General features: G+C 45.6%; 15 protein-coding genes. 3 read left to right on the forward strand and 12 right to left on the reverse strand.

From position 1 onward, the window contains the following. Window positions 1-120: 120 nt before the first annotated feature. Genes ACW73I_RS02365 through ACW73I_RS02380 form a run of 4 tightly spaced genes read right to left on the reverse strand, consistent with a single transcriptional unit; the run spans window position 121 to window position 8,322 of the window. The gene (locus ACW73I_RS02365; protein WP_458027604.1) at window positions 121-1,218 is read right to left on the reverse strand and encodes a Wadjet anti-phage system protein JetD domain-containing protein; all 1,098 of its coding nucleotides are present in this window, start codon (window positions 1,216-1,218) and stop codon (window positions 121-123) included. After that, complete coding sequence (locus tag ACW73I_RS02370; RefSeq protein ID WP_458027605.1) at window positions 1,205-6,181, reverse strand: hypothetical protein; 4,977 nt, start codon at window positions 6,179-6,181, stop codon at window positions 1,205-1,207. The genes ACW73I_RS02365 and ACW73I_RS02370 overlap by 14 nt, the downstream gene beginning before the upstream one ends. A 1-nt stretch (window position 6,182) precedes the next feature. Continuing rightward, window positions 6,183-6,968, reverse strand: coding sequence for a hypothetical protein (locus ACW73I_RS02375; RefSeq protein WP_458027606.1), 786 nt, complete (start codon window positions 6,966-6,968; stop codon window positions 6,183-6,185). Then, on the reverse strand, window positions 6,961-8,322 hold the full coding sequence (locus ACW73I_RS02380; RefSeq protein ID WP_458027607.1) for a hypothetical protein: 1,362 nt from the start codon (window positions 8,320-8,322) through the stop codon (window positions 6,961-6,963). The genes ACW73I_RS02375 and ACW73I_RS02380 overlap by 8 nt, the downstream gene beginning before the upstream one ends. Window positions 8,323-8,542: 220 nt before the next feature. Between ACW73I_RS02380 and ACW73I_RS02385 the strand changes: the two genes are divergently transcribed. After that, window positions 8,543-9,280, forward strand: coding sequence for a WYL domain-containing protein (locus tag ACW73I_RS02385; protein ID WP_458027608.1), 738 nt, complete (start codon window positions 8,543-8,545; stop codon window positions 9,278-9,280). Window positions 9,281-9,565: 285 nt separating this feature from the next. On the opposite strand, the gene ACW73I_RS02390 is transcribed toward ACW73I_RS02385, so the two are convergent. The 7 genes from ACW73I_RS02390 to ACW73I_RS02420 form a co-directional block, all read right to left on the reverse strand. Continuing rightward, window positions 9,566-9,808: a hypothetical protein gene (locus ACW73I_RS02390; protein ID WP_458027609.1), complete on the reverse strand. Its 243-nt coding sequence runs from the start codon at window positions 9,806-9,808 to the stop codon at window positions 9,566-9,568. Window positions 9,809-9,813: 5 nt separating this feature from the next. Continuing rightward, a complete protein-coding gene (locus ACW73I_RS02395; RefSeq protein ID WP_458027610.1) occupies window positions 9,814-11,658 on the reverse strand; it encodes a helix-turn-helix domain-containing protein in 1,845 nt (614 codons plus the stop codon). Next, on the reverse strand, window positions 11,655-13,043 hold the full coding sequence (locus ACW73I_RS02400; protein ID WP_458027611.1) for a TniQ family protein: 1,389 nt from the start codon (window positions 13,041-13,043) through the stop codon (window positions 11,655-11,657). Before ACW73I_RS02400 ends, ACW73I_RS02395 begins: the two co-directional genes overlap by 4 nt. Further along, window positions 13,037-14,011 (reverse strand): TniB family NTP-binding protein, encoded by a 975-nt coding sequence (locus ACW73I_RS02405; RefSeq protein ID WP_458027612.1) that lies wholly within the window; start codon window positions 14,009-14,011, stop codon window positions 13,037-13,039. Before ACW73I_RS02405 ends, ACW73I_RS02400 begins: the two co-directional genes overlap by 7 nt. A 1-nt stretch (window position 14,012) precedes the next feature. Next, on the reverse strand, window positions 14,013-16,019 hold the full coding sequence (locus tag ACW73I_RS02410; protein ID WP_458027613.1) for a Mu transposase C-terminal domain-containing protein: 2,007 nt from the start codon (window positions 16,017-16,019) through the stop codon (window positions 14,013-14,015). Beyond that, complete coding sequence (locus ACW73I_RS02415) at window positions 15,982-16,704, reverse strand: TnsA endonuclease N-terminal domain-containing protein (RefSeq protein WP_458027614.1); 723 nt, start codon at window positions 16,702-16,704, stop codon at window positions 15,982-15,984. The genes ACW73I_RS02410 and ACW73I_RS02415 overlap by 38 nt, the downstream gene beginning before the upstream one ends. 230 nt (window positions 16,705-16,934) lie before the next feature. Continuing rightward, a complete protein-coding gene (locus ACW73I_RS02420; RefSeq protein ID WP_458027615.1) occupies window positions 16,935-17,216 on the reverse strand; it encodes a hypothetical protein in 282 nt (93 codons plus the stop codon). Window positions 17,217-17,379: 163 nt separating this feature from the next. Here ACW73I_RS02420 and ACW73I_RS02425 point away from each other — a divergent pair, with 163 nt between their 5' ends. Next, a complete protein-coding gene (locus ACW73I_RS02425; RefSeq protein ID WP_458027616.1) occupies window positions 17,380-18,282 on the forward strand; it encodes a hypothetical protein in 903 nt (300 codons plus the stop codon). Here ACW73I_RS02425 and ACW73I_RS02430 read toward each other — a convergent pair. Next, entirely contained in the window at window positions 18,279-19,475 is a 1,197-nt protein-coding gene (locus ACW73I_RS02430) for a hypothetical protein (RefSeq protein WP_458027617.1), read from the reverse strand. The genes ACW73I_RS02425 and ACW73I_RS02430 overlap by 4 nt on opposite strands. Window positions 19,476-19,572: 97 nt before the next feature. Here ACW73I_RS02430 and ACW73I_RS02435 point away from each other — a divergent pair, with 97 nt between their 5' ends. Then, window positions 19,573-19,830 carry a helix-turn-helix domain-containing protein gene (locus tag ACW73I_RS02435; protein ID WP_458027618.1) on the forward strand — a complete coding sequence of 86 codons (258 nt, stop codon included), beginning with the start codon at window positions 19,573-19,575 and terminating at the stop codon, window positions 19,828-19,830. Window positions 19,831-19,877: the final 47 nt, after the last annotated feature.

Below are 19,877 nucleotides of genomic sequence, written 5' to 3' on the forward strand. Positions count from 1 at the left end.
TGGGCTTCCAACTTTTTCCATTTGGCTGAACGAGTTAGTGCCTTTCAATATTTTACTGAATTTGACATAACGCCAATTTCTGGAAAAAGTTCTGCGCCGTTTAGCACGTAACAATTACATTCAGTTGAATTTCAACACTAAACCAGAAAGTATTTGAATATCATTGTTACAAACTATTTCTTGATCGACGGCCCATCGGTCGCAATATTCAAGCATGGTTTCTGTATCTTTTCTGATGGGCTTGAATGGCTTTTGTCCAGATTTGCCAACAGCCATTACATAGGGATGGCTACACGCAGAATTCACAGCAGCTTTTATCATTGGCTCATAGAGTGCGGATAACTTTAGATGCGGAATTTTGGATGCTATACGCTCAAAAATTTGTAATCCTGCGACATCCAAATCTCCCCAAAAGTGTATTTCCGGATGTTGCATCAACGTCTCGAAACTTGTGTGCAATCCTTCGGTGCGCCTGAGCAATATGGCCTTGCCAGTTTCAACCGCGCCGGCCAACTGGTTTCCATATTCACTCGCAGAGTTGCTCAAACCAAAACCAAACGTACAAACGAATGTATGCTGAATTGATGCCGCTGATTGTATTGCCGTTTCAAAGGCAACCGGGTTTTCTACGAGAATTACAGTTTGCGAAGCCTCTCCGCCACCGCCAGCCATCACATACGGCGTTCTGGCAATAAATTTGTCAATGTCTATTCCAAATAATCGGAGACATTTCCCGTCAAGCGTAGAAAGCAACTTAGACGACCCCATCAAGTAAGTCGCGCTCACTACAAATGATGGCTGGCCAGCAACTAGATGCTGCTCATCTCGCAACCTCCTCAGGCCTGCCAGCAATACCTCCATGCAATGAACATTAAAGTCTTCCAAGGCCGTATAAAGTGGGTATAGAGCAGCAATGCTATTTCCAGTTAAGTTGGCACTCTCAAGCACCTTTCGCCAATGGTCAGCGTGAGTTGGAATATCCACTACTGGGCGAATTACGGTTATGAAACTACTAATAGGGTCTCCACGCTGGTCTGCTGAAAATGCCAATCGACCCTCGGAGTGGAGATGTTTGAAAGCTTTGCGAATAGCAATCGGATCATTTGCTATATCGACACAGAGTTTAGCCATTACACCCGAAGAGCGAACCTTACCAGATGCATTCTTACCAGCCCTTTTAAGAAACCACTGGTAAACACGTTCTTCAAGTTTCGGCATGTTGATCGCCGTCAGAATTGTGTTTGAATGCACTAGTGTACATAATAATTCCGTTATCTTCCTGCCATGGTTCTACTGCGACAAAAACCCGCTCCTTGTTACCGCTTTTCGCCAGTTTTCGTTTACCAACAAGGTGCGCTGGAAAAATATCCTTGTTATTCACGTAATGCGGGTTATGTATCAGGCCGATCAATTGAAAATTGTCGCCTACATCCTTGAGTCCATGGAAGGCCGTATTGATGTAACTTTCATTTGATAAATTGGAGAATAAGCCGTCAAAGAACATAATTCGCTGCGAACCTTTCAGTGCTGCACGTTGTTCCTTTCGTGATCCATACATCATTGCTACACGATCCTGAGCATACTCAGCTTGTCGCACTAGCCACATCATAGCCAATGCTGTGTGCTGTCCAGTCGATAGGCCTGTTCCGGGAGCCGTCAGAGGTGTTTCGCCGTCACGAATCGCAGTATGAATAAATGATATTTGAGGATCGATAAAGATATTATGGTATATCTTTGAGTGAATCATTTCCTTATAGCTTTTATTTCTACGCTCAATATCTTCATTGAGAGACGCACCTGAACGTTCACGCGCAGCACTCTCACGATCCTCAATTTCAGCAATCAACGATTCAATAATTTGCTGAATTCTCTCTTCACTTGCCATGTCTGCTTTGACGATGAAACGCGCCTCTGGCTTGCGCTTCATTACTCGGTCGAGAATATCGAGATTTAGTTTGGCTTGTCTAGCAAAGTGAGCAAGATTATTTACGGTCGCGGATTTATTTGACTCCATAACATCTCTGATTTTTTGGAGGTTAGTTTCGCGTTCCTTAATTTGCCCTTCAATTTTGCCTTTCAAGTCATGGATGGAAAGCAGTTCCTCCAACGTGGTTGCATTCTCAATCTGCTCTATCTCAAGAACATGGAGACCTTTAATCTCGCCACCTCTTGCCTTACTACAAAATTCACTTCTCCGTTGCTCGAATTCCTTTCTTGTTTTTTTGCAAACACTGGAGAGGGTCAGGAGATGCTTGGTATCAATCTCCAGTTCTTCGACGGCCCCCTTTAGATTTGCTATTGCTGTACTGGCCTCTTCACCAGTGTTGGCACAATCGCCTATGCAAGCTAGACGTATTGCCTCAGCGTAGCGGAGAATTTCCGGGTGAATAGCACCGTCATGTATACGCTGGCGAATGTCATCAGAAAAACCGGCAATCTTGGCGCTCTGCGACCGAATCACTACGATCATTTCGTGCATCGCTTCAACAAAAGGAATCAATACAGCAATCTGATTGGAAAGAATGTTTATTTTTTCTTGTGCATTCTTTTCGCGGGTTTTGGCTTCGATGCGCTTGCCATCCGCATCGACGAGCTGATCTGCGGGACTTCTTTCTTCCGCTTTGGTCATTTGGATGTAACTATTTGCACGATCGAAGTCGATTTTTTCTAATCGTCGTTGCGCGATTCCTACATCATTTTCCAAACCTTGTCGTGTTGCAGGCGCATTTTGCATGAACACATCATTTCCATTTTTTTCAAAGGCGATGGCAACTTCAAGTTGCTGTTTACCCGCAACATACGAAGTCTTCAGCTCATTGAGTTCTTTCGTCCAACGTCGTTCAGTTACCTCTAGTACGTCGCTAATATTCCTAACTAGGTCGCTAATCTGAACGTTAAGCGCCTTTACCTGTGGTTCAAGAATTCCAATCTCTTCAGTTAGACGATTCAATTCTGTATCGCCACCGAGTCTTTTGTAATCCTTAGCGGCAAGTAACACCCGGTTCGCCTCTTCTGTCACCTGAGCATTCAACACCGCGATACGCTCATCTATCATTTTCATTTCGGCAACCAGCTTTGGAATGATTACCTCGGATAGCTCTTGGTAACCAGTTGCACCACCTGCTTTAATATATTGTTTCATTGCCTCAATCGAATTTCTAGCTTCTTCGGAAGCCCGAAACTCAAAACCAGTTAACTCGACATTCATTCGATCAAGGTTATTTTTCGCTTCCTTAAATTTATTTTCTGAGTCTCGTTTGATTGCATCATTCGCTGATACTGCCAACTTAACTGAGACGCTATATTCTGAAATCAACGACAAGTTAGTATTTATATCCCTAATATGCAAAGTAAGCTTGTTGATTTCATTCCGAATGTGTTCTTTTTCTGCTTCAATCAAAGCTGGGTCTAGCAAGATTTCAACCTGTCTGGTACGACGACCCACAAAAAAATTGTGCGCTATTGCACCGGATAGTCTCACTTCACCGTGTTGTACGAACTGATTTAGTGCGAGTTTATAAAACACGGGTACTGTCAGACTTGCAGCCTCCAAAACCTTAGTAGCCTGTTCAGCGTCCTCTATTGACGAAACTACGGGAGCCGAGAGTGCTGCGGAAAACAGGGTTAGAAGCTTCTGGCAACGATCGCCATTAGCGCTGTTGGTCACGGTTTCATGTAAACGTTCAAACGAAATACCTGCTGCCTGTAGTGCCGTGAGCGCTTTGGCATATACTCGGTCATCAGCCATCGCATATTTGTCCAGATCAGCAAGTTCGCCATTTAATTCCCCGATTCGTTCGGTATTCTTTCTTTTTTCGTTATCGAGATTACTGCGATCTTTGGCCACTTTTTGTAACCATTCATCTGGAGTCTGACCCGGAGTTATCTCCCGAAACTTATTCAACGCTTCAATATATGGTAGGTGACCATCCATGATTTGTTGTTCGGAGGAAATTTTGTTTTTATGATCCATTAAAGCCTTCAAGGGATTTAACGTTGAGGGATCAACTTCACCAAATATTTCTTGGAACGTTTCCAGTCTTGGCATTAATTCATCAATATCTGATTTCTGGCGTTTAGCTTCGGTCAGTTTAGGATCTGTGTTCCGCAATAGATTATTTGCCGCCTGCAACTCCTGCTGAGGATTGAGAGTATCCGGTTCAGCGTCTCCGAATATTTCACGGTATATCGGTAAGAACTCAGCCAATTTTGATAAACTTTGACGCTGTTCCTGAAAATTTATCAATCTCGATTGTTTTTCTGAAAATTGATTTGATAGTAGTCCGTGTTTCTCGCGTGCATCCGTTAACGATTTTTTGGCTTCCCGATCCCGTTCAGAAACTGTTTCGAACGTTAAAATGAGTTCATCCAAAGCCGATGGCAAAGAAATAATGTCATGCTTGAATTTCAGGTTTTTCCAAAGCTTAAACTCACTATCAAGCTTACCTACCTTATCGATGTGTTCAACCAGAGCCTGTTGAGTTTGTTTTCTGGCTTCTTCAGCCCATTCTTTTGCTGTCAGCGGGTTTTCCCAATACTCTTCCGGAAACTCTTCTTTTCTCACGGCAAAGGTTTCGTAGGCGATTTGGTTTTCTTTCGCTTCGCGAGCAACTGCTAATAGCTCTTCATATCTTTTTTGCCAATGCTCATGGTCCGCTTTGGCATCCTCACGTTGCTTGGTAACTTGGTCTAACTCCCCGGTAAGCTTTCGTTTCTCTGCACGATAGGGATTCGTATCAAGCTCAGAAATGACGATCCCGAAAGCACGAGTAACGACATCATCTAAACCTTGGGTTCTAGAACCACTTAAGTTAGCCACGGCAGAAATGAGCGATAAGGATTCATTAAATCCATAATAGGTAATGGATGAACGTCTTCCACCCAGCTTATTTTTTTTGACATCACGATTTAAATCAATAAGTTGAAAATTGTCGTCTCCGTTTGAACGCTCATCGGCTACGTTTAAAGTATTTTTGACATCATGTTTTAAATCAATAAATTGCGTGATTCCTATGTGTCCACTAATTCGTCTATTTGATCCTTTGGCATAATCATTTAATCGGAAAGTGTCTACTCCTGCCAAAGCGGCCAACCCTTTATCGGAGATTAGAGCACCCTCGCGTTTGTCGATTACAAAATACGATAATGCCTCACACACCTTTTTGTCTTTGACCCAATGTGGATTAGTCGGGAATACAGGGATCCCTGGCAATGGATATTTGATAGAAATCGCGTGAATAATTGCACCATCTCGAATAACTTTGGTCAATTCGTCTTGATATTCCCTGTCAGCGTCAATGATCTCCTGTGCTTTTTCTTCGATAGGCTGAAATTTAGCAATTGCTTCAGTTGCATCTTTCAAATCCCGTTGCTGTTTGGCTATGTCTACTAACGCGTCAGCAGTCGGCTTCAGTGTTTTGAATAGCGCGTCTTCAAATTTTTGTTCGTCTTCCTCTCCCTCATCTCCTAGCGGTTGCCTAAGCAACTCCGGCGCAACAAACTGCCGAAAAAACGCCACTGCATAAGACTCACCACTTTGCTGTTTAACCTTAGTGACCATAGCCGAATAGTCACCAGCACCTTCAAGCTGGAATTCGACGTTCTGCTTGATAATTTCAACATTCGTAAACTGTCGAATATCTTCGTGCCATTCTGCAATGTTACGCCAAGTATCCCAACGTGCTCCCGGTATTTCTTTAACAGACTTTCGGAAGGAATCGTTGTCAATCAATTCCAGTTTTTTTTCGGTTTTTTGGAAGCACAAAGCATCTTCGAGAAAGCCCTGAAACCGATAAAAATACGGTTCTTTTCCACGATTCCAGCATAGGCCAATAACGTAGGGTGTTCCAGGTACCTCGTCAGGTTCGACTGTAATCAGAGAGGACTGCAAAATATTGTCATTGTGAGGCTTCTCGATAAATTCTATTCGAATATGCGTCCAGCCATTATCCACAGGAGCCACTCGAGCTTCGACTCGTGGTTTTAACTGTCTATTCCTACTAAGTAAATAAAGGCAGGCTTCTGTAAGACTTGTTTTGCCTCCCCCATTGTCAATTTGTAACGCAGCTGACTGACCGAACAGGCGAAGAGTTTCTCCACGGTATAGTGGTATCCATTCCTTGCCAGTGACATACCCATCGGAAAGGAAATTCGCAACTTCAATTCTAGTAATACATGCCATCTTAGCGATCCTCTACGTCATTTTCGGCATCAACAACAAGTAAGGTTGACGCTGACGAAAACGGATCATTGTTAGGCAGAAGTTGCGCTAGTTGTCTGTCGTAATTCATTTTCATTTCATAGGCAAACAGGAGTGTTTGTCTGTAGCCGTCTTGCCTAATCTCATCAATTAAACCAGCGTCTACCATCAACTCCAGAAAAGCGTTGCATAGCTGCGTTACAGTACCTTCCTTCTGGCCGGATAACACCTTATAAACCACATCTGTTTTGAGCAAAGAGGGATCAATTTTGAGAACATGGTCGTTAATGTATTCTTTCACCGCATCGATGAAAACATCTTTGGTAAAAGTTGTTTCCACCCAGTCCTGCAAGGAATTCGGACTACGATTTTTACGGGTATAAATTAGATCAAGCAGAACAAACCAAAGCTGTGTAAACCAGATTTTTGCTTCTGAATCTTTCTCGATCCCGCCACGCACCTGTTTCATTCGCGCGATCAATTTTTCGGTTCCAAAAAAAGGTGGGTTGGACTCGGGTTTCCTTGCGAGCACAAAAACCGTTGCACCAACCTGAATCCCAGCAGCTTCGAATTCATTGAAAGATTTAAGCTCTAATCCTTGTCCCTCGAAAATCTCTTCAAGTAGTGTGCGCATAGATGAGTCTGCATCGCGTAACATTGTGGCAACTTCACGTTCTTCTTTAGAAATGTTGCGACGCCCTGATTTCGTTTCGACATAACGATGCTTTAGCATAAATGCTTGAACGCGCCCTAGATCGGAATTATTCACATGCCTCTCCTGCAATGCAGATTTCAATGTCGTTGAATAAAAAGTCATCTGTACCGACTTTTTGAGTATTAAATGTTGGGATGACGTGAATTTGGATATCCCCATCTACGGGAAGAACATCGGGGGCGACAAATATGCCAACTAAATCGCCAAGAAGCATACGCTCATTAACCAAAAACCAACCATTATTGATAGCTTCAGACAAACGTAGCGGACCCAATTTAAGTGCTTCCACAATCGCCTCTCCATGGCAATCAAGGAAATGAAGTTTACCAAGACGCGATATTGGTTCGACTTGCTCGTTTTCAAATATCGCAGCTTCCACCTTTTCTGGAGTTGGTCTGATCTTAATTGCTGCAATTCCATCAAGGGATGAATAAAATGGCGTTTCAAGTCCGATCGCCCCCCATTGCTTGAGAATGAAGTCTTCATTGTGGGGTTTTAAGGGTTTTTTTACGAACTCAATGGCGGCGTTGAGGAACTGTGGAGGAGGAGTCGCGTTACGCCGGTCTTGGAGCGTGGTACTTACCAGTTCAGATATGAGGCGATTGAATATAATTAGTACTTGCCGTACGCGATTAACACTAGCGCACAATTCTCCAAAGCTGATGTCGAGGTTTGAATTTTCGAACGCCTTCAACATATCGGGGCTTTCCAACTCGCGTTCAGCTTTTTGCACAATCGAGATCGTTTCTTCAACAACCTTACGATATTGCTCGAACTTCCCAACATATTTGTCGATATTCTCCGTTCGCCCGACTCTTTCTAGTGCGGAACGAACATCAAGTATTTCATTACGCAGTTGACCAATAATCTCGTTGGCGAAGATAAGTACATTCGGGAAGTCATGCCACTCGATTGCATGGAGTAAGTTGTAGGCGTTACCACGAACATAAGCAGTATCGTGTGCAGCGTTTGCAAGCAAAAGAAATAAGCGACCAGAAGCGGAGATTCGATATTCGTCTGCGTAATCGGTTTTTTCGACAATAACTGTTTTACGTTTTTCAGACTGCCTCACTTTTTCTTCTGAGGTAGTCGTATCGTGCGTGACATAAAAAAGTTCTGTCGGGCGACGCAAAACATTCAGTACATATAAAACATCAACCTCAAGCACACTAGGGCGCTCAACCTTAACTGATTTAAAAATTGAAGAGAATGGTAAATATTCCTGGTGAGCGCTTTGATCGAGCTTACGTAAACATTCAACAATCAAAATTGCAATATCGAGATAAACACCATCAGCTTTCCCTGTCCGCGACTCCTGATTGTAATTTGGGGATCCTCCGTAATCTCGACATGAGTCATGGAGGTCGATAAACCGAATGGTGGTTGATAGCAAAGATACATAATCCATGACTTCGTCAAATGCCTCATCTTGACCAGTGGGAATACTTATTATTCTCTATTGTCTATTAGCATAGTTATTAGGTCAACATAATTTTTATGCTATCATTTGCGCCATGAGCCAAGAAAACCATCAAACTAACCGAGAGGTAACCTGGAGCGCGTTACAACGACTACAGTTCATTGAGTTTCGCCTTCTGTGGGAGGGACATGTTAATCGCAGGGACCTTATGGAAACATTTGGAATTTCCGTTCCGCAGTCCACTCTTGATTTTCGAGAGTACCTAGAGCGTGCACCAAACAATATGGATTACGACAAACGGCGTAGGGCCTACTTTCCAACTACAGTTTTTAAGCCAATATTTATTTCTGAGAGCACAGAGGAGTACTTATCGCAGCTTGTTGCTCTGGGAGCGACTAGAGAAGGGCAGAGCATTCCTGGATTGATTGGCGCCACTCCCGAGTTCGATATTCTTCCTACGCTAGAGCGTCGTATTGACACCAGCACTTTGCAACAAATTCTTGCGTGCATTAGAGAGAATGTTTCCATAGAAATTTATTACCAGTCGCTAAGTACTCAGACTCCAAGTTGGCGAAGAATTACACCTCACGCCTTGGCATCGGACGGTCTTCGCTGGCATGTAAGGGCATATTGTCATGCCAAAAAACAATTCCGTGATTTTGTGCTGGGGAGGATTATGGATATTCATGAGAAACAGCCTTCGGAAATATCAGGAACAGCCGACACAGAATGGCATGAAATTATCAAAGTGACGGTTGCACCAAATCCTTCGTTGACAGAGGATCAGCAGAAGATTATCGAGCGCGACTACGCCATGAATAGAGGCAAAAAGGTAATTACCTTGCGACGATCGTTTCTTTTTTATCTAAAACGACGGCTTGGAATTGATGACGAGATGGAAAAATCACCCGCAGCCCAGCAGGTGGTCATTATTAATATACAGTAAATTCAGTCGCGGTCAGTAATGTCTGCCCCCCTTGTGGGCTGCCAGCCGAAATAAACCACTTCTATACATAGAGGTCGTTATGGATAGTTATTCATAGCAGCCAAGTTGTTGTCATTGAATCAGGATCGAGCGATAGCAACTAGGAGGTTTTTTTGCCGGTCAAAAAACCTTCGGCGTACCCATTTACTGTGGTTGTTTTAAGTTATGGCAATTAGCTCGCAAGTATTAGGCAATTCTGCGGGTTGTGCGAAATTGCATTGATTTATTATCTGGAGTTTTTCCTGCTCAGCGCGTGACAATTTCAAGTATGGGTATCTCTTTAACACTTGGATTTTGGCCAAGCTTACCAAGCATTTTCCATTTGGCGCCACAATCCTGACAGACGTATATCCGTTCAAAACTAATTCCATCTGGCAAATATTTTGTTTTTCCCCTCTGTTTTAATCCCAGAAGCATTTGCCCCTCTGCGCCAATTGGCTGACGCAAACCGTTTTCATCTGCTGGACTGCAAAGGTTACATGGCATCATAGTTTCTACTCCGATTCTGTTAGGGACGACATGGTAATCAAACTGGCTCCATTACCACTCAATTCGCTATGAAGGTCAGACCGCCGAAAAAAATACTGACGGCTACCATCTATCGTCGGCCCGGTAACAGGTCGCACAGGTAGCGTTTGTAATAGCCATCGCGGCGCCCGATTCAGTGAGCCAGCATATTCAGCTAGCGAGACATAGGTTGCTTGAAAATTCTCAAGACTAGCCTGCGGGACTCGACGACCGTGAAGATCATCCTTTGTAGTTGCCAATAACCCCTGCTTAACCAAGTCGTAAGCCACCTGTTGTTTCAATCCGAGCCGTTTCGCTGCCTCATCCACCGAGATACTGACACCGCCGACAAATCGTTTTTCCACCAACCATTGGCGAGCCTTTTGCTCAACCAGCAGGATATTCCCGAGCGGAACTGATTCAGTCGGATTACCCACCGGCTCCAATTGACGTTCCAGAAGCACCTTGACCAACGCCTTGAATTCACCATCGCGCAAATGCCAATGCTTGAGAATGTGTCCGACACTTATTGTCGGTTGCAAATGATTACTTTCAGCACCGGCAAAAAACAGTCCTTGAACCTGTTGCCTGGGGATCAACCACGTGGCGGCATTGCCGAGTTGTCTTGAAACGAGCGGCTTTAAGATTCCCGCCGAAATTAACTCCCTAACCCGACGTTCCGGCAGTGCCAGCTGTTTAGCCGCTTCTCCAAGCGTCACGCATCCCTTGGCAAGAACAGCGATTTGCTTAAGGCTTTGTTCATCGATTGAGCGCAGCTTGCGACCGGACGGCAATTCAATCTGATTTCCGGCAATCACTTGCGCCCGAACAAAATGGCGAACGGTTGACGGTGCAACCCCGGCTTTTTTGGCTGCTTGTTTCAAGGTCACTCTGGGATGTCTGGCCACCGTCTCCGGCTTAAATGCCTTATGACGTTTATTCACCACGCCCGACCAATGCTTGAGCAAATAGTGTTCGAATTCGTCCCGCAGAAATTGAAAACATTCTCCTGACAAATCCGTGTATAGCGCCCGATAGAGCGACCCGAAAGTCCTACGAATACTGGATTGACTGTCTGCCTGCCGATGGATGGTCATCAACAGGACGTGAAAGTTTTCCGGCCAGCCATCCAATAACCGACCAATTTGCTGCATCAACGTGGTTGCGGTATTCAATTGATGTAAATTCGCGATTTTACCTGGTTTGGCGGGTTGGAAGGTTTCCGAGTACTGCCCCAGATAACCAATCAATCTAATCCAGTCCGGCAATGACATGGCAGGAAAACCCGCCAATGCCGACTTGCCGCCAATTGCTGCCTCAACCGCGCGGCTGACGAAAATCAGTGGTTCATCGACCCGATCTGCACCTCGGGTATCGGCAAGCCACGCCCCACAAGCGCATTGCTCAAGGTTAACCCGTTCTAGCCGCTGAGTACTGCCGCAACTAGGGCATCGCTCAAGAAACCTGATTGAATGCCGGTTGCAAACGCAGCTGATTTTCAGCAACCATGGCCCATGCAGATGCGCCGACTCGCGAAGGCAGAGCGGACACCAGCGCATTTGACTATGATTAAAATCGGCGGCAGTCAAACCATTCGAAAGCGCGTTTGAGCCCCAAAAACTCGGATGGGGTCCAAACAAGGCCTGTCTTTCCTCGGCTGATAAGCCAAGTGCTTGGCATAGGCCATCAAAGTTTCGAAATGTGTTGCCTAACTGCAGTAACGTTTCATACCCATTTGCCCGTGCAACGCGCATCAAAAAACCCAAGGTAGCCTCTCCATCGATCGGACGTGGACGCACGGGTAAAGCGCAATAGTCGTTCATAGCAATCATGCTGTTTTTCCCGGCCATGCCAAACGAACCAAGGAACCGACGAAGTACAGCTCATAATCGGGTATCACCGTAAGATGTAATCCCAGCTTTTGTAAAACATCGCTAGGATCACTTAGCGCACGCAATTCTTTCGGTATCCGCCACCAATAGATGAGCGCGCGAAAAGCCTCTAAATCAGCTTGCTCGAATGCCGCGCTCGACAAGCGATTTAAGATGTCCACCAACTCCAATTCATACTCCCGTTTACCGAATTTGATAGGCGGAGTCGTTTTGGTTTGTTGATGGCGAAGCATTTCGGGATCGTGGTCGCCGATATGTTTGGACATACTTGCCCACCAGTGCGTCAACCGCATTTGGTTTTGGTTACGCCATGTCGGTGAAATCCGTGGGTTGTAAAACACTGCTGACGAAATCGGTAATTTCAGTTGGTATTCAGCCAGCATTTGCGCCAACGCCACCTGAATTTTCTTCTGGAAGAATCCATAGTTACCGGTGTAGACAAATAACATCATGCGATACAACCAATCTATTTTCGCAACAGAACAGAGCAAGTCTTTATTACCTCTGAATCGTCTGACAAGTATTCTCAGTATCCGATGTCTCAATTCATCAGGCGACGCCATTAGTAACACGGCAACCCAGTCGTCAGACCAGTAAGGTCTGTGACTCCGCCCGCTCAGATTCGGCTTACTGGATTGGTGACCGTCCCGACATAACGCTTTACGCAACCGGCTGCCCCACTCGAGACCTGCATATACCTCGCTGAGTTTATAACCTTGGGAAATTGACGGTTCAACACGGTTGTTAAAGTGGTAGGGAAAATCAAGATCATCCGACCCCGCTAAAAGCTGCGCAAATAACAATTGTTGGGTACTAGCAAGTCTGACATGTACATTCATAATGGCTTGACCACAGGCACAAAACCAATCCAGCATTAAATCGGACCAAGAAAAGGTTTTGCCACAAAGAACGCAACGTTCATACAGTTCGATCTGATGAATAGGGCATGCCGTAATCTGCGGTAATTCCCATAATGCAAAATGAAAACCGCATTCAGTCAGGCAGAGAGCACAAAAACGTACCGGGGCAAACTCTAACCTTGGCCTGGTATTCTCCTGCCCATTCGAAAATTTCGGCAAACACCGTTCGCGTAGCCACCACGCCCGATCAAGTTCAGTCGAAGCACCCAGCAACGTTTGTACGGTATCAAAAGCCATTGGTGTTGCTTTAGTTTGAGTTCCACGATACAAAATGCCTAAGGTAATCTCTAAGCGGCGGGATATTCGATGTCCATTGGCTCCGTGAAAACGGTATAAATAGCCTGCTAAACTTTCCCCTCTCTCCATTGGTTTGCGCACCGGATACTGCCTATGCGGAATCAGCATACCGGCTCCAGACTGGGCCTGCGACTATTGCCGAAACTGCCGCACTCAAACGGCTCGTTTCCTCGATCCAAACGGCGAAATCCGAATGCCGGATTGAATGGATTTAGCTTGCCCACACCTTCCCACCATATTTCCTCAGTAAAGGCCTGCTCCAGTAGTGGCGGCCCAATCTCGTCTATTTCTGTTTCCAGCGCTAGTCTCAACGCGGTGGCTAGCAGCTTTTTGATATAGGCCACGCGACCGTCACTGGCGTAATAAAGGCGCATACCCAGTTCGTCCCAACCATAGGGGCCACATAGCAGTGGAAGCGGCAAACAAGAGCCCAGCGAACGGAAAAGTTGCAAACATTCGGCGTGGATAGAATCCTTATCGCTTTGCCCCAAGGCTAGACGAATACGCCGGGAAAAACGCCGGCGTAATTGCTCGTTAACCTGTAACAGTTTTTCCAGACGTGGCAGACCTAGAAATACCGTCGGCACCCCCGTCTGGTCGATTAATGATTTAAGCCAGTCGCCCACCAAATAATGCGTAACTGATCTTCCCCGGTCATGGATATGCTGGGCTTCATCGAACAAAATCATTTCCACCCGACAGGCGCGGCATAACGTAATCACCCGAGCGGTTTTTGCCGAAACAGTGCCTGAAGCCGCCGCCGGATCACCCAACTTATCAAGCAGCGCGGACGCCATACTGGCGATAGTAGCAGCCGGTGGTACCGATACAATCAATACCGGCGTAACATCCCGATCTGGTAACTTGAAGCGAGGATATTGTTGTTCAATCCACCGGCAAAGACTGCTTTTACCTGTGCCACTTTCCCCCAGTAGAAGCAAATGATGGGCAATCCCCGTCTCTCGAAACAGCGCAATGTTTGCTTTGACGGCATCGACTGCAACGACAAAAGGCGGGAAGGGAATGTACTCTTCATCGAAACGCTGCAATGCGTCGAAAATCTCCTTAAAATTCATGCTACTCATCCTTCGGCCGTTTAATTTGGAACGATTTGATGATGTCCTCTGACTTCGTCTCCGAGTTCTGGCCGACATCGGAGGATGGCTTTGATTTGGTGGGCTTGATTACCTCGGCTGACTCCTGATTAGCGACGGTTGACGGCTCCGATCCGCTGGGTTTACTGCTGCTGATTCCGCGCAACGCCGCACTACGGCGTCTAGCCGTATGTTTGCGATTGGTCATCAATGCTTCAACGGCTTGTGCCAGTTCATATCGAGCCCGTTCGAGAGCAACTTTATCGATAACTTCCGCGCCTTGCTCCCGCAGATATTGACGAATGAAGTCGTTCTGCTTGACGGTGAGTCCATGGGCAAACTCGTAGTTGACGGCCTTCACCGTCACCGGCTCGGCATCATTGGGCCCCCAGACCTGGATTTCACCCAAATCTTCCGGGTCATAGACTAACCGGACCTTAATACCCTCACCGAACCTACACAGGATAGAGCCGAGTTCATCGCCGCTATAGCGGTTGCCATGCAGGAAAATACCATCGCGGCGTAATGAACGCTCTTCAACCAACCCAATTCGGCGCTGCAACGTGTGCAAATCATCAGGCAATACCGGCTCAGAATGCGCAATGCTGTCTTGCCAGCGAGCCCATGGTGTGGTTTTCCCGAGTCCCCGATGTTCATCTTGGGCATAAATATCGACCACCCATTTTTCAAAGATTTGCTTAAATTCCGCAAAAGTTAACAGCGCCGCTTTTTGTGGATCGTAATCGCCGCGAAGATAAAACTTGGCGAAACTGGTACCGGGCAGCTGATGAGCAAAGAAGTAATTGATCGTTTTTAGATAGCGCTCTACCACGCCTTTGAAGCGCGGCGTATGTTTTGGGCAATATTGGATACTGATTCCCAAATCGTAAGCAACGCTTTCCAGGTCGTTGCTATGGAACTCCAAGCCATTGTCGACCACCATCACTTCAGGCAAACCGTAACAAGGCCAAGTGTTAGCGATTTTTAGGTTTGCGATTACCCCATCATCCAATTTTTTTGGCAGAATGGCATGCCGCAATGCCCCCATGACAGCCGCAGTCGAAGGGCTATCGAAACTCAAATAGTACCCAAGCAACATCCGGCTGTAGTGGTCGATAATCACGGTTAACGTTGGCCTGCCCAGAGGTAGCCAAGTTCTTTCGTCAATCAGGAATAGATCGAGCGGTGTATGATCAATTTCAACCCGCTCCAGGATACGAGAAGTTTTTACACCGGCTTTTCCGATCCTAAAACGCCTATCTGCAGCCGCCTTACCTTCCTTTAAGACCACGAGTTCGTACACGTCGGCACGCTCAACCAATCGGTATAAGGTGCGCAAAGATGGTGGTTTGATGGGTTCGCCCCCGATCGTTCTCTGGTTCTCAAGTTCGATTTTGCCGAGCAAGCGCGTATACACGTTACGGCATGTCGCCTGCGGTGAGGCTTTAAAAGCCTCCTCCAATGCTTCTGCCACCAACTGGAGAATACGATCATTTTGCCGCAACGCCTTGGGACCACGAAGATCAATCCTCGGAATAATCGCTCGCGGATCATTAACCGATTTAAATCGACGATACCAACGATATACTGTAGTCACGCCCGGTGGGTTTAAATCTCCGATTTCTACAGCAGCCTGCTCGATCAATGGCTTCAAATACTCCGGTGTAAATATCGGAACGCCATGATCGAGAATGCGTTCGAGATAATGTTTACGACGCTTCACGGCGTTTCTGACGCCTTCGGATAGTTCATCGAGCGGTCGTGAAAATGAAGGTACTAACGCAGTAGTAGCTGAGGCAGCATCAACTGGCTTCACGGAAATTTTGCCTGCGCCATACTCAGCAAGCAGTTGATCACGACTGATCACCGAAAAATGGCCGTCACTGATCCGTTCCAGCAGCAAATCACCATTCGGTTGGATACGATCAATTCGATATGCAGTACCATCCCAATCAAAAACCGTGTTCTTGCGCAATGCAAAACCAGCCATTGTCAGCCTCCGTATTCAATTCGATTAGGGTTTCTTGAGAAATAGGCTGATCCAAGGAACAGCGCAGATGTCCGGCCAATAACAGACTGAAGGGATCAATACCGCCGAAATCTGATAAATTTGATGCCACCGTCAGCGATAACGGCAGGCAGTTGAGATATTTTTTGGTGGCAACAGCCATTGCGTCTGTGGTCGGTGGGATACGAGACGCCCGGTGATAAATCCACCGCAGATTGGATAAGCGCGGCTCTTGCCGAATGACTTGATCAGTCAAAATGACGAAAGCTGTTTCCGAGCGGCGCATGTACTCTGTTACACAGTCCAGTTTGTGCCGCACATCGTCATGCTTCAGACTGCTAACCGGCTTGACCTCGATGAATACAATTTCGCCGGTGCTCAACACCAATTCAAAATCCGGCGTATATCGCCGCAATCGTGCACCGTCTGGATAGTGGATCGTTTTTGGTTGTTCTCGGTATCGAACGATACGAGGGGAAGTCTCGAACAGGTAAATGGCTTCGAGTTCTAACAAGCCTTCATGGTGAACCATTCGTCCATTTTTGCGGCTGGGGAATTTGCCGCGAACGATACCGCCTGATGGGGTAATAACCTTTCTAGCTCGATTATGTACATCGCCGTTAGGTCGACGACCACGCCAAAGCCCTTTCCAAAAATTTGAGAACATAATTCGTCTCCGTTAATCTATTTTCAGGGCGCACAAATCCTGCGCCCTGAATAATGCGTTTAAAAGATGGTGCGCATAAACAGGCCGCAGGCTTGACACCCACGAAATTTAGATCAACAATGGAGTCGTCTAGAGGCGTTATTTCTTGACGAATCTGTTAAAAGCTTAGGGTTGCCGCCCTAAGCTTTTTGTTTTTCTAAGCCTGTGTTCGATAGATGAAATGGCTTAAGTCATATTTTTTCTCCTTCCGTTGTATCTGTTTGGAAATTTGCTAGACGTTGTTTCGCTATCCAAATAGCAACGTCAATCGCTAGTGCAAAATGACCGCTGCGACCTTCGATTTCGAATTCCGGTATCGTTAGACTTTTCCGCGATCGTGCTTGCCGATAGGCGACTGGACTTTTATATCCCAACACTTTCCACAAATCACGACTTCCCAATAATGGTCCATATAACCTATTCAAGTCATCCCGGATTTCCTTCGCTAGTTGTTCGGTAACATCTTTATCCATATTGGTATATTGGGTAACGCAAATTCTATTTCGATTTAGCGTAGCTGATAAAAACATCCCTAGTCAAAGGAACGATTTTGAGCACGAAAAATACAATATTTAATAAATATCAATTGGTTAAACAATATTCCTCATTTTAGCGGTAGCCGGGGCTAAAATTGACATGGCAACTTATCAAAAAAATAAGCAGAAAATTCCAAGACGCCTTAACCCAATTGAAATCCTTCGGGTGCGCTACTGGTATGAGGGGGTTCGAATTCGGCTGGGTTATACTCAGGCCAAACAACTTGAAAACCATTTCAGACAAACGCTTGATCCGAACTTTCTTGAAAAAGACCCATCAGGTAAATGGGGTCGTTACAAGCTAGGCAAAAACACACCGCTAGCAGAGCTAATCAAAAATGTAGATAGGGAGGTTGATGGATCGGCCCAGGAAATAAACCATATCCTATGGAAAGTTATCCACCTGAATGAAAAAGACATCGGTAGAATCGACGTATGGTTAAATCAACTAAAAGGGACTGAAGTCGGTAATATCGTTTTTCAACCGAAATTAAGATGCCCCGGTCAATGGGAGCCAATAAATAAGCTCTCAACACCGCACTATCGTACGCTTGTAAAAGTAGGGAATTTCGATAGCCTTGCCGCATTAGTGCTTTACTGGCATAAAGCAAAGATTAACGGCAAGGGTGATCAACATGCTCTTGCCTACACCATATTCGAGATATTGTTGATCATCGGTTATGAACTGAACCGAAGGAAACTTTTAAACGAGTTTTTTGAATTATTTAAAGCGAACATTTTTGAAAAAATGGATTGGAAAAATGAAGCGTTTACCATGACTCTAGAGCAATACAGGGATAACGTTCAAATACTCTCTAAATTAGCTAGCCGAATAAATGACCGTGATTATGCCAACTCGTTAGATGAGCATGATCTAAAAGCTAAACTCCTTACCGAGACACATTGGCTGACAGTTAAACTAGCACTTGGACTTACTGAATTTGGTTTCAAACACTTATCGCACAACACCAATCAACCTGATTTGAACACTGATGTGACTTAATCCAGCTGTGTTGCAGAAAAATATGCTTCTGATAGGACAATTTTATCCAAAGCCAGATTGAACCCATCGTCCCCGCATTTCAGAAAGTCGTCATATAAAACGTAATTGATCATGCTTCGCGGAAGTTCTGGATTTCTTCGAAAGGGTGTAACAACCCAGTCTTCAGACCGGGCGCGATCAGCCCAACGCTGGCAAGCGCCAATCATATAATTGGCAGCGTGTTGGGCGGCGCATGAGGTTCTGACTAAAAAATCAGCGGCGGCTTTAGCACCAGCATAGATGATCCGATAACATTGCGCTACGGAGTAATCTTGCAGCAAATTATTCAACATCAGCGTCGTACTTCGCTGTGCCGACGGCGGTAAGCCCCGTTGCTTGGCACAAAAATCGTAAAACTCCTGACATTCTGCGAACGCCAAAGATTTCTTCATATCGGAAAACTGATCCCACCAATGATTTGGCCACAACCTAGTCTGCGCACATTGTTCGATTTGTTGAACCAGTTCGATACGGGCATCACTTGGGATATTCGAATGAATCTGATATAGCAGCGACGTTAATTCTTCATCTCCAAACAGATCATATACATAATGGTTTACCGGATTCGAACCGAATAACTTCGCTTTTCTTAATCGTTCGATGAGTAATTTGGCGTAGCCGCCTTTAGGAGCAAACGGCACGACTATCGAATCGGACACCAGTATCCTACGACCACGGCTATCAATAGATTCAATGCAACGAGTCAAAGCCAACAAAGCAATGGCTTGCTCTAATGTTAGATTATCAGGTGTTATTGCCCGCCTCGTTATGCCTTGATTTTCAATCGCTTGGTCGCCGGAAGGGACATCAGAAACTAAATCATGTTTAGCCTTTTGGCGATTACGGCAATATTCGCAATTACAACGTAGGTTGGTTGTATGCCTGCATTGCGAGCAATATAGTTTTTTTGAATTAGCCAAATCAGAATTTCTTGCCGCACGCGCCGACATCATAACCGCACCACAATTTGGGCAAGTGACGGATGAATGGATAACTGGCGGAAATAACCTGTAAAGTTGCGGCGGACGGCAAGCGATCGCGTATTCGGCCAATAAATCGGCAATTCTTTCTCCCGCATAGTACCGAGTAATCAACGCATCAATTTGATCGTCTGAAAGATGAGCCAATTTGGAATGGATCGGGACTTTCGGCATTGGAAAACGATAACAAAATGCCAAATATAAGCCAGAAAAGGGAAATTGTCACTTATAGAGCGTGGTCTCATAGAGGACTGCTCAGTAGCATCCTCGCATGCCTACTGATTCCAACACCCCATCTGATCCCCTCGTTTTGTTTGGACAACGACTTGTCCAACTCAGGAAACAGCGTGGCTGGTCTCAGGAACAATTAGCTCTGGAGTGCGGCATGGCACGAAGCTATTTGGGCGGAGTAGAGCGCGGAAAAAGAAACATCGCCTTGCTGAATATCTGCAAATTGGCGGATGCGTTATCGGTCTCGCCGGCGGACATGCTCAAATTTCAAGATAATCAAGCTATTTCTCTGAAATAAAGACCTGACCACGAATCGTATCAATATACGATAATCATTAAGGTGCA

Source organism: Methylomonas sp. MgM2 (genome assembly GCF_054172045.1).

Coding starts and splice junctions, on each gene's coding strand:
- ACW73I_RS02370 (WP_458027605.1), bottom strand. CDS start 6,181: ATGGCATGTATTACTAGAATTGAAGTTGCGAATTTCCTTTCCGATGGG.
- ACW73I_RS02430 (WP_458027617.1), bottom strand. CDS start 19,475: ATGCCGAAAGTCCCGATCCATTCCAAATTGGCTCATCTTTCAGACGAT.
- ACW73I_RS02425 (WP_458027616.1), top strand. CDS start 17,380: ATGGCAACTTATCAAAAAAATAAGCAGAAAATTCCAAGACGCCTTAAC.
- ACW73I_RS02405 (WP_458027612.1), bottom strand. CDS start 14,011: ATGAATTTTAAGGAGATTTTCGACGCATTGCAGCGTTTCGATGAAGAG.
- ACW73I_RS02415 (WP_458027614.1), bottom strand. CDS start 16,704: ATGTTCTCAAATTTTTGGAAAGGGCTTTGGCGTGGTCGTCGACCTAAC.
- ACW73I_RS02410 (WP_458027613.1), bottom strand. CDS start 16,019: ATGGCTGGTTTTGCATTGCGCAAGAACACGGTTTTTGATTGGGATGGT.
- ACW73I_RS02420 (WP_458027615.1), bottom strand. CDS start 17,216: ATGGATAAAGATGTTACCGAACAACTAGCGAAGGAAATCCGGGATGAC.
- ACW73I_RS02395 (WP_458027610.1), bottom strand. CDS start 11,658: ATGATTGCTATGAACGACTATTGCGCTTTACCCGTGCGTCCACGTCCG.
- ACW73I_RS02390 (WP_458027609.1), bottom strand. CDS start 9,808: ATGATGCCATGTAACCTTTGCAGTCCAGCAGATGAAAACGGTTTGCGT.
- ACW73I_RS02380 (WP_458027607.1), bottom strand. CDS start 8,322: ATGGATTATGTATCTTTGCTATCAACCACCATTCGGTTTATCGACCTC.
- ACW73I_RS02365 (WP_458027604.1), bottom strand. CDS start 1,218: ATGCCGAAACTTGAAGAACGTGTTTACCAGTGGTTTCTTAAAAGGGCT.
- ACW73I_RS02435 (WP_458027618.1), top strand. CDS start 19,573: ATGCCTACTGATTCCAACACCCCATCTGATCCCCTCGTTTTGTTTGGA.
- ACW73I_RS02385 (WP_458027608.1), top strand. CDS start 8,543: ATGGAAACATTTGGAATTTCCGTTCCGCAGTCCACTCTTGATTTTCGA.
- ACW73I_RS02400 (WP_458027611.1), bottom strand. CDS start 13,043: ATGCTGATTCCGCATAGGCAGTATCCGGTGCGCAAACCAATGGAGAGA.